The following is a 13,617-nucleotide window of genomic DNA, read 5'->3' as shown; positions in this document are numbered from 1 at the left end:
ATGCATGCAGATATTTCTCCCATTGCCGACAGCCTCGGCATCCAGCCGGATCATTTGTTCTTCCACGGCCGTGAAATGGCAAAGGTCAGCCTGAAGGCGCTGCAATCGAAGCCACAGCGTGGGAAGCTGATCCTTGTCTCCGCCATCACGCCGACACCGGCGGGCGAGGGCAAAACGACCGTCTCCATCGGTCTGGCACAGGGATTGAAGAAGGTGGGGCAGAATGTGGCCCTGGCGCTGCGTCAGCCGTCGATGGGACCTGTGTTTGGCCGCAAAGGCGGCGCGACCGGCGGTGGCAAAAGCAGCGTGCGTCCCGCGCATGCGATCAATCTGCACTTTACCGGCGACTTCCACGCCATCACCTGCGCGCACAACCTGCTCTCCGCAGTGATCGACAACCAGCTCCACCTCGGCTCGGCGCCACTGCCTCCGGAACGTGTGCTGTGGAAGCGTGTGATGGACATGAACGACCGTGCGCTGCGCAGCATCCGCACCAGCGTAGGAAAACCGACGGAACGCGCCTCCGGATTCGACATCACCGCCGCGTCCGAGATCATGGCGATCCTGTGCCTCTCCGAATCGCTGCCGGACCTGCGCAAACGACTGGAGCGCATCGTGGTCGGCTTCACGCCGGAGGGCGAGCCGGTGTTCGCGAAGCGGTTCAATGTGACCGGCGCGATGCTGGCGCTGCTGCGGGAGGCCTTGATGCCGAATCTGGTGCAAAGCGTCGAAGGCGTGCCCGCCTTCCTGCATGGCGGTCCGTTTGCCAACATCGCGCACGGTTGTAACTCCGTGCTGGCCACGCGGATGGCTTTGGCGCATGCCGATTTCGCCGTCACGGAGGCCGGATTCGCCTTCGATCTCGGCGGGGAGAAGTTCATGCACATCAAGTGCCGTCAGAGCGGCCTGGCACCGGCGGCCATCGTGATCGTGGCGACCGTGCGTGCGCTGAAAATGCACGGCGGCGCGGCGCTGGACACGCTGACGCAGCCTGATCCGGCCGCGCTGAGCCGCGGTCTGGAGAATCTGGCGGCGCATCTCGACAGCGCGGCGAAATTCGACCGGCCGGTGATCGTGGCCCTGAACAAGTTTCACACCGATGACGAAGCGGAGATCGCCCTGGTGCATGCGTTCTGCGCCGCACGCGGCGTTCCGAGCGCCACGGCGGATGTCTTCGCCCACGGTGGCGATGGAGCCGTGCAACTGGCGGAGAAAGTGCTCGCGGCGTTGCCGCAGGAGTCGAAACCGCTGCCGTTCCTGTATCAAACCGACGAAAGCGTCGAAGCGAAGCTCACGGCGGTGGCCACCGGCATCTATGGCGCGGACGGGGTGCAGCTCACCGGCGAAGCGCAGGCCCGGCTGGCGTTGTTTGCCCGCAGTGGGTTCGATAAACTGCCGCTCTGCATGGCGAAGACGCAGGACTCGCTTTCAGACGATGCGAAGAAACGCGGCCGTCCGAGCGGCTTTGAAATCACCGTGCGCGACTTCGAGATCGCCAACGGCGCGGGATTCCTCGTGGCGCTGACCGGCACCATGATGCGCATGCCCGCGCTGCCGAAGGTTCCGGCCGCCGAACGCATCGAGGTGACCGACGACGGCATGATGAGCGGCATTTAGCGATGTCTTGCCCGCGTCCCGGGCACGCTCTAGCATCACGGGCGCATGATTTTGGCCCGCACGCTCATCTTTGGCTTCCCGCTGCTCGTCGGGGCGCTGGCGTGGTGGTCGGCGGTGGAGTCGAAACGCAGCCGCGGGCGAAAAACCGGCGGCATTGTCGTCATGCTGCCGCAGAACGCGCCGGCATTGCATCCCTACCTGCCCGCCTCGGAGGTGGAGCGGGAAATCATCGAGCTGGTGCATGAGCCGCTCGTCCGTGTGGATCGTGAAGGCAGCCTGCAGCCGGCGCTGGCTGAGTTCTGGCGCTGGTCGCAGGATGTGACCTGCTGGTTTGCCGATGAAAACGGCGCGAAACTGGCCCTGGCGAAGCTCCAGGCGCAGATCGGCGGGAACAACCGCTGGGCGGAATGGAAGCTGGACTCCGCCCGCGTCGCCGGACGTGTCCTGCTCCTGAGTTTTCACGACACGGCGACGACGGGCATCCAGGAGGCGATGGAGGTCATCGCAGACGCCCGGCCGCAGCCTGCGGCGATCTGGCGTGTGGAATCCCCGGCGCCACTGCGTGCGGGATGGGATCGCTTCACCGCGTCCTCGCCGCTGGCGGGGCAGGTGGGACGTGTGTGGTTCGATGGCGAGCATGCCTGCGAAGTCGTGATCCCCGGCGCATCCCAACGGCTGCTCGATGATCTGAAGCGCGATCTGGAAGCGGAAGGCGGCGCGTCCTGCACGCTGCACCTGCTGGGGGAGGTGCGGGCGCTGGTGGAGCCGGTGCTGGACCTGGACATCCGCTCCGGGCGCACCTGGCACGATGGGAAGGCGGTGACGGCCGATGATGCGCGGGCCACTCTCGAATTTTTGCGGCGGAATGACTGGCCGCTGCCGGTGCGTGAGGCGCTGCGTCACCTGCAATCCCTCGAATCCCAAAACAACGGCACGCGGCTGCATGTGAGCTTCCGGAAGCGCTACGGCCCGGCACTCGGAGCGCTGGCGGGGCTGCCGGTGCTGCCTGCCGCGTGGTGGAGGGATCATCCGGAGGCGGGAGAGGCCGATTTCACCCGCGATCCGCCTCCGGGCGCGGGAAGTCATCGCGTGGTGGGGCGGGACGCGCGTTCGCTCATTCTGGTGCCGGTGCGCAGTGACGCCTCAGCGCCGCGTTTCCTGTTCAACTTCGCCGCTTCGCCGCTGATGACGCAGATCGGCATCCGGACGAAGACGGTGGACCTCGTGTGGCCTGCTTCGGCGGCGGATCGCGGGCATTTCAACCAAGTGCGCGTCACGCCGCCGCGCCAGCAGTTGGTGGTGCTGTGGAACACCCGGCATGCGTTGCTCAAGAACGTGCGTTTCCGCGAGGCGCTCGGTCTTGCCACTGATGTGGCCGATTTGATCCGCCATGCGCCCGGACGGCTGGGGGCTGCGGACGCGAGCCTGTTCGCCCCCGGCCTGTGGTTCAGCACGAACGCGCCCAGGCCGCGATTCGATCTGGAGCAGGCCCGCCAGATCCTGGCGGATGAAGGCTGGCCGCGGGATGTGAGCGGGATCGCCCGCCGGGCGGATGAGGAGTTTCGTTTCACCCTGCTGGTGCCCTCGGTGGATGAACTGCACAAGCTGACTGCGGAGCGTCTGGTGGCGCAATGGCGGCAGCTCGGGGCGCAGGTGAGCATCGAGACGGCTCCCGATCCCCGGCAACTGGCCCAACGGCTGGGTGAGCATCGATTCGACGCGGTGCTGCTGGATCAGCGCTTCGAGGTCTCGTGGGATCAACTGCCCTGGTGGCATTCGTCTCAGGCGAAACCCGGCGGGACCAACTTCTGCGGCATCTCGGACCCGCGGATCGATCTGCAACTGGAGGCACTGGCGGGCGAATTCGACCTCGCACGGGTGCCAGAGCGTGTACGCGAGCTGGAGGACCGCCTGCTGCCGATGCATCCACGACTCACCCTCGTCACCACGCACGATGAGGCTGCCACGGCCGGATCCCTGCCCGATCATGCCGCGGCGGAGGCGGAGTCATCGTGGACGCTGCGGGCGCTGACGCTGCCCAAGCCCCGCCCCAACCTGCCCGGGATCGAATTCCGGCTGCGTGACACTGAAGAGCGATGAACACGCGGCCTTTCATTTCATCCCCACGCTGGCTTCCTCTGCGTTTGCTGCTCGGCGGCGTCATCGCGGCCTGCGTGTTGCTGCTCGTTCACGGGACAATGCCGGAAGCATGGCCGGAGGTGGCCCCGCCCGGACTGTGGGTGCGTTGCGCTTCGAGCCTCGCGGTCCTGGCGGCCGCTTTGACGCTGGCCTTGACGCTCGGACTCACGCTCGGCCTTCTGGCCCGCCGCATGCATCGGCTGGCCGGGCCTGTGGTCGCGATTTTGGGTCTGGCTCTGTCCTGCCTGCCCGTGGTGGTGGTGGCCTGGGGTTTTGTCGGATGGTGGACGGGGAGCGCGGGCTGGCCGGTGGAGACGCTGCTGCCGGCGCAACTGCCTGAGGGGGCGATGCAATGGCACACGGCGCTGGCCCGTGCGTTGTGGGAGTTTCTGGCGCCGGTGCTCGTCCTGGCCGTCCCGCTGACCGGCGAAATGATTCACGCCGTGGTCACGGACGCATCATTGACGACCGATCTCGATTTCTCCCTGCGTGCGCGTGGTGTCCCGGCGGATTCGCGGCTCTGGCGTCATCATTTGAGGCAGCTCCTGCCGGTGATGCGCGTGCGCGTGCAGTGGCTGTGCCTGGTGGCACCGGTTTATCTCATCGTGGTGGAAGATGTGCTGCGCTTCATGGGCTGGGGCGGCTGGATGGCGGAAAACATCCGCTCCGGCGGGGTGGAAGGCCTCGCGCTCGGGATTGCCAGCGGTGGGGCGATGATGGCGCTGCTCTGCCTGGCGATTTCCGCGATCCCAGGCGGGCTGACTGGCAAAAGCGGTTACGTTGCGGCGCTTTCGTGGCAGCCGTGGTTCCTGTGGGCCTTCGGAGTGATGACGCTGCCGGTCATGTCGGGCCTGTCCTGGATTGCCTTGTGGCTGGCTGTGTTGATCGCGGGTGCCGCAGCGTGGTTGCGGGCGTGGAATGACATCGCGGCACGATTGCCCGTCGAGGCGTCCCGGGTGCTGGGTGCTTCCGAACGCAGTGTCTGGCGGCAACACGTCGCTCCGGTGCAGATGCGCATGCTGGCGGCATGGATTTGTGCGGTCGCGGCCCAGGCACTGTTCTGGATGGTGCTGGCCTGCGCCTTGCGGCCTGCTTTGCTGCACGGGCTGGGTGATGCGCTGGCCGGGTGGTGCCGTCCCCAGGTCGTGGACAGCATGGAGGACGCCGCGCGCACGCTGGCTGATCCGTCCGCGATCCTGGAGGCCGGCGGCAGCACGGCGCTTGCCGCCTTGTGTTTGCTGCAAATCAGCCGCATCCTCCAACCACGTCCTCTTTGAGCCGCATGTCCGACGCCACCCCTCCCACTCCAGATGTTCCGCTGCTGCGCATCCGCGATCTTCAGATCGAGTTCGGTCGCCACGGTGCTGCGGCCACGAAAGCGGTGAGGGGCATCGATCTGGAGCTGAAACCGGGCGAATCCATCGCGCTGGTGGGTGAAAGCGGCAGTGGCAAGAGCGCCACCGCCTTGTCTTTCGCCCGGCTGCTTCCGGAACCGCCCGCCAGTATCGCCGCGACGGAGATGAGCCTGAACGGGCACGACATTCTGAAGATGAGCGAGAGCCAGTTGCGCCGCATCCGGGGGAAGGAGATCGCCTACATCTTCCAGGAGCCGACGACTTCGCTCAATCCCGTGCTCACCATTCGCACGCAGATCGCGGAAGCGCTCGCTTTGCATCGTCCGGATGTCGCCAAAGCGGACCGCGATGACGAAATCGTGAAGTGGCTCGACAAGGTGGGCATCGTCGATTCGCGCAAGCGGCTGCGTGCCTATCCCCATGAGCTCAGCGGCGGCATGCAGCAGCGGGTGATGATCGCCATGGCGCTGTGCTGCCAGCCGAAGCTGCTGATCGCCGACGAGCCGACCACGGCGCTCGATGTGACGATCCAGAAGCAGATCATGGACCTGCTGGCGCAACTCCGGCGCGATCTCGACATGAGCATCATCCTCATCACGCACAATCTCGGCATCATCCGCAGCGTGGCGGACCGCGTGGCGGTCATGTTCCGGGGCGAGATCGTCGAAACCGGGCCGGTGGATGAGATCCTGCGCAATCCGCAGCACGCCTACACCAAGGCCCTGCTGGCCTGCATTCCGCGCATGGATTCCAAGGAACGACGCCTCACGACCATCGACTACGCCGCCCTGGGGGTGTAATGAGTCATTGCAGGCGGGGAAGGGGATGTGGTAGCCTCACGGCATGAAAACGATCCTGCTCGTCTTCGCCCTGGCCCTGCCGCTGGCGGCGCAGGTCGTCAGTCCGACGACGGGGAAGAAGTTTGAGACACGCACGATCAACGGCACCGGCGGCAACACGGGCGTGAGCATCAACAACGTGCCGCAACCGCCCGCGACCACGAAGGCGAAGCTCACGTCCCACTTCATCCTGGGTGACGCCCGGCAGTGGAAGAACAAGGATGGCCGGTCGGTGGTGGGCTCCATCATCACCTTCGAGGATTCCGTGGTCGAAATCGATGCCGCCAATCCTGCCGCCGCACGCGAAGCAGTGGAAAAGGCCCCTCCGGCGAAGCTGCCCGCGAAACCCACGCTCATCCGTGACGGCAAGGTGCGCCTGCTCGTGAACCAGAAACCCTTTGAAGTGCCGCTCGACCAGCTCAGCGAGGAAGACCGCAAATACGTCGATGATTTGAACGCCCGGCTGCCGAAGTGACTCTGTGCCCACGCCAAACCAAGAACCACGCTCCACCATGAAAACACTGCTCACCGGCTCCTCCATCGTCATCATCGCCCTGCTGGCAGGCTGCCAGGGCGGACCGCCGAAGACACCGCAGGAAACGCAGGCCGAGGCGAACTCCGGCGAGACCCCGGACAATCTGCGCGATCAGCGCCCCGCCGCCGCTCCGATGGGGCCGCTCTTCATGCCGATGCGCTGATCTCAGCCGCCGCCGAGCGCATAGCCCACGCCGCGCACGGTGCGGATGAGCTTCTTGTCGTGATCCTTGTCGATCTTCGAGCGCAGGCGTTGGATGTACACCTCCACCAAGTTCGTCTCCGGGTCCATGTTGTAGCCCCAGACGTGCTCGTAAATCTGCATGCGGCCGAAAACACGGCCCGGGCTGCGCATCAGATGCTCCAGCAGCTCGAATTCGCGTGAGCTCAGCTCAATCTCGCTGCCGCCCCGGCTGACTTTGCGTTCAAGGAGGTTCATGCACAGGTCCTCCACCTTCAGCAGGTGGCTTGAGTCGCCAGCCTTGCGGCGGACGACCGTGCGCAGACGTGCCGCCAGTTCCTCGACAAAGAACGGCTTCGTCATGTAGTCATCCGCGCCGAGGTTCAGCCCCTCGATCTTCTCCGGCAGGGTCGAGCGAGCGGTGAGGAGGATGACGGGAACGCTGTTCCGCTTTTCACGCAGTCCCCGCAGGATGCTCAGGCCGTCGCGCCCCGGCACCATGATGTCGAGCACGAGCGCGTCATACGGCACGGTGGTGGCCATTTCCCAGGCCTCGTCACCATCGCTGACGGCGTCCACCTGGATGCCCTGCTCTTCGAGGCCTTTTTTGGCAAAGGAGAGCAGTTTGGCCTGGTCTTCGACGAGGAGGATACGCATGCGGCGGATGATGGCGGGCAAGCCAAAGACGACAAGACCGAAGATGCCCGGGCGTCCGTATGCGTTATGCTCCAGCATGACTCCGTTTCTGGCTCTTCTGTTGTTTTTCAAGGCTTCGCCGGACGCCGGCACGCTGCCTGCGGAACGCATCCAGGCAGCGGCGGCTTTTTCCGCGGCGCATGGCGGCCACGCGCTCCTGATCAAGCAGAACGGCAGGATCCTCCACGAGTCCTACACCAACGGGCACGCCAAACGGGAGCCGCACCGGATTTACAGCGGCACGAAGGCCTTCTGGTGCCTCACGGCCTTCGCGGCGGAGAAAGACGGCCTTTTGAAACTCGATGAACCGGTCAGCGACATGATCACGGAGTGGCAGGACGACAAACGCCGCCGCAAGATCACGCTGCGGCAGCTTCTCGACTTCAGCAGCGGCATGGAACCGCTCTTTGGCCTGCATGAGAACGAGTACAAAGACCGCACCGCTTCGGCGCTGAAGGCCTCGCTCGTCGGCACGACCGGAAAATCCTTCATCTACGGACCGGCAGCCATGCAGGTGTATCATGAGGTGCTCGCCCGGAAGCTGCGCGAGAAGAAACAAACGCCCACCAGCTACCTGGAGCGCAAGGTGCTCTCGCCGCTCGGCCTCGGCTCCCAACGTTACCTGCCGGATTCGAAAGGCGTGCCGCTTCTCGCCGCCGGATTCATGCAGACGGCCCGCCAGTGGTCGGAACTCGGCTCCTGGCTGCTCAAACACGAGGACATCATCGCCTCGCTCAAGACGAGCGACGCGAACCATGCCTACGGCTTCGGTTTTTGGAACAACCACGCCGCTGAAGGCAAATCCGCCCGTGAAGTCGATGTGGAGGACATGCTCGACAAGAAATGGCATCAGCAATCCTGGCGCAACGCCTGCCTGTGCCGTTCCGCGCCCGCCGATCTCATCGCCTGCATCGGCTCCTACGGCCAGCGGCTCTACATCGTGCCATCGATGAAGCTCGTCATCGTGCGCCTGGCCCAGGACAAGAAGCCGGACGATGCGCAGATGCTGCGGCTGTTGTTTGCAAAGCCCTGAGTTGTCGGAGCTTGAGATTACCGTCCCAGCCCAAAATTCGGCTGCCGTTTCTCCTGGCAGCATGCTGCGTCCAACGCGCCGACGGCGCGAAGGAACCAAGCCCAGGGCTGGCGAGTCTCGGCGAGCACAGCCCTGGGACAGTTGGCCAATGCCCTCATCAAGAAGCTTGCGCTCTGAAGGAGCGCAGGAGCGGCTGCGGATCATCTCCTGCGCTCTTTCAGAGCGCACCCCTGCCCGTTTGTTGATTGCATCACGCAGTCCCAGGGCTGGCGCCGCCGGGCTGAATCCTCCGGCCTTTCAGGCCGCTCCTTTCCGCGTCAACATTCCAGATGAACCGCAATTTGTGTCACGGAGCCGGTGAACTTGACGAAGAGATCATCTCCCGCTTTGGAAGCGCAGTTTTCTCATGCCTTGCGGCGGTTGATCTCCAGCCTTGTCATGAGTTCCTCATACGACAGGACTATGGAGGGATCGGCATCCATCTCTGCTGAGCGGCGCTCAGCTTCCTTCAGCCAGGCTTCATCCACCTCCCGCTGCCAATCTTCAGGAACGCTGGCGTATAGTTTGTCCACCAGCGCAACTCGCACTGCCGTGGGCAGTCCAAGCAATGCTTGAGTCAGGGCGGCCGTGCTCATCGGGCGAATCAGGTGGAAATCCACAACGTCCTTTCACTCCACCACCGGCAGCGCCTTCCGCACGACCATCTTCGACACGCCGTAGATCAGCGTGCTCTGCTTCGGCCGCCATTGGTAGCCGATGCCGAAGGGGATCATGGGCACCTCGTTGCTCTGGTAGTAGTCGGCGAGGTCGGGCTGATAGTGCTGCTTGAAGAGCGGAATGGGGCCGGGATACCAGCCGAAGGCCTTCACGTCCCACATGTCGCGAGGAAAATCACGCCAGGGAATGCCGGAATCGTCCTGCGTGATGGTGTAGCAATGGGTCAGCAGGTAATCGCGGATCGTGCTGAACTCCGGCAGGTGCATGAGATAGGAGGCGGACTTCGTGAAGCCGTTCACCTGGCCCAGCGTGTCGCAAAAGCGCAGGAAGGACGGGTCCTGCTTAAGCGCCCAGCTCGCGATGTTCGCGGCGAAGTAGTAGAGCGTCTGCGTCTGGCCTCTCGTGCCAGTGAAGGTGATGCGAGCACCCGGCGTTTTGGTCTCCTGGTCGGTGATGACCTTCCCCTCGGCATCGAGCCACACGTTCTCCACGCTTTGAATGAAGCAGCCGCAACGAGCCAGGAAGACGTAGAGCACGGGCAGCGTGCCGGTGAGTTTCGTCGCCTTGAGGTCCTTCTTCATGTCCGCGGTGATGAAGAAGCTGAAGCTCAGCGAGGCATTGAGTGTCGTGCGCAAATTGCGCAGCGAGGCGCCAAGCTCGCCTTCGCTGAGCTTCGTCACATCCGGCGGAAGGCCCACCGGCTCGACTGCGGCCAGCACGTAGGTGGAGGCGTTCGGAAAGAATGTGTAGGCGTGCAGGATGTCGGGGCCGCTGAAGACGTAGAGCAGCGGCTGCGTGCTGTTCATGGCTTCGGGCAGCCCCAGCGGTGCCCATTCACGAATGGAACGAAACTGCCGCTGCTCCGCGTCCGCCCACGCGGCGTCCAGTTCCTTTGCATGCGAGCGAAAGTCGCCACTCGATGCCAGCGCGGCCAGCGGCGAGCCCTCCTGCGGCAAACCGGCGAGGAATCGCGCCTGATCGTTCGGCGTGGGATCGAGGGCGAGCGCCGATGAGGCGAAGGCGAGCAGGAAAACGGCGGCTTTGTTCATGCGGTGCGATCTGTACGCGGTGAAATGAAGAACACGATCAAACCCAGGGCGATCAGGCCGAGGCCGTAGAGAGACGCTTCTCGCGAAACGGGGTCGAGCATGAGAAACACCATCATCCACAGGCTGATGGCCAGGAACAACAGCGGTGTGACCGGATAACCCCAGCAGCGGTAGGGCCGGGGCAGCTCCGGTTGCTTCCGGCGCAGCACGATCAGACCCACCACCGTGGCAAACGAGGCCAGCTGGATGCTGAACTGCACGGCCGTGAGCACCGTGTTGAAGCTGGCCGTGAGCAGCAGCGTGATCACGATGGAAAGCTGCACGAACAGCCCGGTCACGGGCACGCCATGCTCATCGCAGGCGGAGAGCGGCTTCAGGATGCGCATGTCCTCGCCCATCGTGTGCAGCACGCGCGGCCCCAGCCATGTCATCGCGCTGATGCTCGAGGCGAGGCCCAGGCAGATCAGGCCGGACATGATCTTTCCTCCTGTGACACCGAAGATGTGCTCCGCCGCCACGTGGCCCACATCCAGCTTTCCCGCCAGAGCGTCAGCCGGTGCCGCATGCAGGAAGGAGGCGTTAAGCGCCAGGTAAAGGCCCGTGACGAGCACTGTGCCCATGGCGATGGCCTTCGGCACATTCTTCTGCGGCTCGCGGATGTCGCCGACGATGTAGGCCGCCGCATTCCAGCCGGCATACGAGTACATCACATAGACCAGACTCACGGCGAAGGGTTTGCTCGTGATCAAGCCGAAGTCCGTCGCATCCGGAGTGAAACGCACCGGCACACCCTGCGCCATGATCCATGCGGAGCCGATGAACACGCAGATGAGCGTGACCTTCAGCCAGGTGGCCAGGTTTTGGAACCGGGCGGCTGTCTTCACCCCTCCGACATGCACCAGCGTGATGATCCACACCATCACCAGCGACCACGTCGTCGCCGGAGCATGCGGAAAGATCGTGGAGAAGTATTTGCCGAAGGCCATGGCCGCGAGCGCGATGGGCGCGGCGAAGCCGACCGTCACTGAGAGCCAGCCGGAGAGAAAGCCGAGCGCCGGATGAAAAATCTTCGAGAGAAAGTGATACTCGCCGCCCGAGCGGGGCAACGCGGCCGCCAGTTCGCCATAACACATCGCGCCACAGAAGGCGCACACACCGCCCACGAGCCAGAGCATCAAAATGGTGAAGCCCGAGGGCAGATCTCCCACCTGAAAGCCCAGCGAGGTGAAGACACCCGTGCCGATCATGTTGGCCACCACGACCGCCGTGGCGGTCACCAATGAAATCCCGTGCTTCGCTTCGGTGCTCATGGGCGCGATGGCTAAGCGGGGGGAGTCGGCACGTCAACTCTGCCTTCCTCCGCCGTCGCAGGCCGAAAAGAGGTGCTTGCGGCTGCCAGAAATAGGAATTCACTTCCTGCATGAAAACGACATCCTCACACTTGACCAGGGGGGTGGTGATCGCGGCCATCCTGCTGGCACTTTCCCAGGCGTGGAGGGTCGGTCAGCGGACACAGACCGGCCAGAAGATCCCTGACAAGCCCGTTGCGGAATCGAACTCCGAACCCGCGCAACCGGTGCCTCCCTCCAGGCGCTTCAATCCCGCCGCAGCCTCCATCGAGTTCCTCCGGGAACCGGCACCACTGCCGGACCCGTGGAAGAATCCCGCCGATCCCAGCAACGTCTGGCATGAGCAACGGCAACGCGCCAGCGAGCTGCTGATCCGCCACGACCTTCCGCCATTGAAAAAGTAGGACGTTCCGTGCGCAGGAAGAAGCGGTTTGAGCATCTCCGCCCGCGATGGCGGAGATGCAAGCGTGCATGGGCGACATCCTGCCGTTCCCCGTTGTGATCTGCACCGCGGGAGGCACTCTGCGTCGCAGGAAGGTGAACCGGTGAAAATAAACGGGAATTCATCCTCGCCCCCACGGTGCTGTTAACCGGCCGGGCTTCTATGTCGGTGTGATCCAATCAACCACCGCCATGAACCTCGCCTCTCCACCCATCCTGCAACGCCAGCAAAGCGGTCAGCCCCAAAGCGCTGCCGTTTCTGCCGAAGACACTTCTTTTTCATTCCGCACCACGACCTGGCAGGCGGACGGCTTCGGCTTCGATGCCACCAGCGGCGAGTTCTTCACCGCCAGCCCGACAGCTCTCGTCGTGATGCAATGCCTCGCGGCCAAAATGAGCACCGTGCAGATCCTCGACCGCCTCACGAGCACTTTCGACGTGCCACGCCGCACCGCCGAGCGCGATCTGGAGTCCTTCCTCGCCGAACTCACCACCCTCGGCCTCCAAGACTGAGAACTTGAAACCTGAAACTTGGAACATGAACTCCTCCCCCACCATCGCCGTCACCGGTCTTCATCGCGGTGAAAATCCCCAGCCCGGTTCCGCGGTCATCCGCAGCCTGCGCCGCGTGTATCCCGAGCTGCGCATCATCGGCCTTTGCTACGACACCCTGGAAAGCGGGCTCTACAGCGAGGAAGACGCGCCGGATGCCGCGTTCACGCTGCCGTATCCTTCGGCGGGCCTCGAAGCCTTCTGGGATCGCCTCGATGCCATTCGCGAGGTTGAGCGCTTCGATGTGCTCATTCCTTGCCTCGACGCCGAAATGGCCCCGCTGGTCGAATCGCCCGAAAAACTGCGCGAGCGTGGGATTTCGGCCTGTTTGCCGTCGTGGAAGGCTTTTGAAGCTCGCGACAAATCGAAGCTGCCGGACCTCTGCGAGCGCACGCATTGCCGCACGCCGCAAACCGTCGCGGTGAATGATGTGAGCAGCCTGCATCAGGCTGCGGCGGGCTTTGGCGGCAGTGTGTTCGTCAAAGGCCGCTACTACGAGGCGCAGCTCACCAGCACGCCGGCAGCGCGTGAATCGGCCTACTGGCACATGCTGGAGACCTGGGGCGCTCCGGTGCTCGTTCAAGAGCGCATCGAGGGCGAGGAATACAACGTCATCGGCATCGGTGACGGCCGCGGGCACATCCTCGGCTCCTGCGCCATCCGCAAGATGCTGCGCACCTCAAATGGCAAAGGCTTCGGCGGCATGGTCGTGCGTGATCCGCAGCTCGACGCCGTCGCGCAATCGCTCATCGCCGAGCTGCGCTGGAACGGCCCGTTTGAACTCGAATTCGTCAAACCCGACGGCCCGAAGGCCGAATACTGCCTCATCGAGATCAATCCACGCTTCCCCGCCTGGTGCGACTTCCCCTCGACGCTGAATTGCAATCTCCCCGCCGCCGCCGTCGAGCTCGCCCTTGGCTGGCAACCCCGCGAACCGCTGCGCCACGCCACGCCCGGCAAGTTCTTCATCCGCCACGCCATCGACATGACGGGTGATATCCGAGACTTGGCGGCTTTGACCACCACCGGGCAGCTCATCCGACAAAGCGAAGAGCCAAGAGCGAAGGGCAGAGAGCCCCAAACCCGCTCTTCCGCTTCGCACGTCGCCTGATTTC

Annotated in this window: 14 protein-coding genes; 10 read left to right on the top strand and 4 right to left on the bottom strand. The window is 64.1% G+C overall.

The genetic code is table 11. The features are described 5' to 3' along the window. Genes IAE77_RS30690 through IAE77_RS30665 form a run of 6 tightly spaced genes read left to right on the top strand, consistent with a single transcriptional unit; the run spans position 1 to position 6,648 of the window. Entirely contained in the window at positions 1 to 1,617 is a 1,617-nt protein-coding gene (locus tag IAE77_RS30690) for a formate--tetrahydrofolate ligase (protein ID WP_294235482.1), read from the top strand. A 45-nt stretch (positions 1,618 to 1,662) separates the two neighbouring features. Beyond that, a complete protein-coding gene (locus tag IAE77_RS30685) occupies positions 1,663 to 3,717 on the top strand; it encodes an ABC transporter substrate-binding protein (protein ID WP_294235480.1) in 2,055 nt (684 codons plus the stop codon). Continuing rightward, entirely contained in the window at positions 3,714 to 5,033 is a 1,320-nt protein-coding gene (locus tag IAE77_RS30680; RefSeq protein WP_294235478.1) for a hypothetical protein, read from the top strand. Before IAE77_RS30685 ends, IAE77_RS30680 begins: the two co-directional genes overlap by 4 nt. 5 nt (positions 5,034 to 5,038) lie before the next feature. Continuing rightward, a complete protein-coding gene (locus tag IAE77_RS30675) occupies positions 5,039 to 5,911 on the top strand; it encodes an ABC transporter ATP-binding protein (protein WP_294235477.1) in 873 nt (290 codons plus the stop codon). Positions 5,912 to 5,954: 43 nt separating this feature from the next. Beyond that, positions 5,955 to 6,425, top strand: a complete 471-nt coding sequence (locus IAE77_RS30670) for a hypothetical protein (RefSeq protein WP_294235474.1) — start codon at positions 5,955 to 5,957, stop codon at positions 6,423 to 6,425. Positions 6,426 to 6,462: 37 nt separating this feature from the next. Further along, the gene (locus IAE77_RS30665) at positions 6,463 to 6,648 is read left to right on the top strand and encodes a hypothetical protein (RefSeq protein WP_294235464.1); all 186 of its coding nucleotides are present in this window, start codon (positions 6,463 to 6,465) and stop codon (positions 6,646 to 6,648) included. A 2-nt stretch (positions 6,649 to 6,650) separates the two neighbouring features. Here the strand turns inward: IAE77_RS30665 and IAE77_RS30660 are convergent, their stop codons facing one another. After that, on the bottom strand, positions 6,651 to 7,400 hold the full coding sequence (locus IAE77_RS30660) for a response regulator transcription factor (RefSeq protein WP_294235462.1): 750 nt from the start codon (positions 7,398 to 7,400) through the stop codon (positions 6,651 to 6,653). Between IAE77_RS30660 and IAE77_RS30655 the strand changes: the two genes are divergently transcribed. Beyond that, complete coding sequence (locus IAE77_RS30655; protein WP_294235459.1) at positions 7,399 to 8,394, top strand: serine hydrolase domain-containing protein; 996 nt, start codon at positions 7,399 to 7,401, stop codon at positions 8,392 to 8,394. The two genes, IAE77_RS30660 and IAE77_RS30655, sit on opposite strands and share 2 nt — an antisense overlap. A 404-nt stretch (positions 8,395 to 8,798) precedes the next feature. On the opposite strand, the gene IAE77_RS30650 is transcribed toward IAE77_RS30655, so the two are convergent. Genes IAE77_RS30650 through IAE77_RS30640 form a run of 3 tightly spaced genes read right to left on the bottom strand, consistent with a single transcriptional unit; the run spans position 8,799 to position 11,470 of the window. Next, a complete protein-coding gene (locus tag IAE77_RS30650; RefSeq protein WP_294235457.1) occupies positions 8,799 to 9,029 on the bottom strand; it encodes an addiction module protein in 231 nt (76 codons plus the stop codon). A 33-nt stretch (positions 9,030 to 9,062) separates the two neighbouring features. Beyond that, positions 9,063 to 10,160, bottom strand: coding sequence for a hypothetical protein (locus tag IAE77_RS30645; RefSeq protein WP_294235455.1), 1,098 nt, complete (start codon positions 10,158 to 10,160; stop codon positions 9,063 to 9,065). Beyond that, positions 10,157 to 11,470: an amino acid permease gene (locus IAE77_RS30640; protein ID WP_294235453.1), complete on the bottom strand. Its 1,314-nt coding sequence runs from the start codon at positions 11,468 to 11,470 to the stop codon at positions 10,157 to 10,159. Before IAE77_RS30640 ends, IAE77_RS30645 begins: the two co-directional genes overlap by 4 nt. A gap of 110 nt (positions 11,471 to 11,580) precedes the next feature. Here IAE77_RS30640 and IAE77_RS30635 point away from each other — a divergent pair, with 110 nt between their 5' ends. The 3 genes from IAE77_RS30635 to IAE77_RS30625 all read left to right on the top strand — a co-directional run bounded on the left by IAE77_RS30635 (position 11,581) and on the right by IAE77_RS30625 (position 13,613). Continuing rightward, a complete protein-coding gene (locus IAE77_RS30635) occupies positions 11,581 to 11,913 on the top strand; it encodes a hypothetical protein (protein ID WP_294235451.1) in 333 nt (110 codons plus the stop codon). A gap of 229 nt (positions 11,914 to 12,142) precedes the next feature. Beyond that, on the top strand, positions 12,143 to 12,463 hold the full coding sequence (locus tag IAE77_RS30630; RefSeq protein WP_294235450.1) for a PqqD family protein: 321 nt from the start codon (positions 12,143 to 12,145) through the stop codon (positions 12,461 to 12,463). A 25-nt stretch (positions 12,464 to 12,488) separates the two neighbouring features. Continuing rightward, the gene (locus IAE77_RS30625; protein ID WP_294235448.1) at positions 12,489 to 13,613 is read left to right on the top strand and encodes an ATP-grasp domain-containing protein; all 1,125 of its coding nucleotides are present in this window, start codon (positions 12,489 to 12,491) and stop codon (positions 13,611 to 13,613) included. Positions 13,614 to 13,617 lie beyond the last annotated feature (4 nt).

This window comes from Prosthecobacter sp., from assembly GCF_014879935.1.
GTDB lineage: Bacteria > Verrucomicrobiota > Verrucomicrobiia > Verrucomicrobiales > Verrucomicrobiaceae > Prosthecobacter.
Note: the sequence above shows the minus strand (reverse complement) of the source record. Positions and strands in the feature narration are given on the sequence as shown.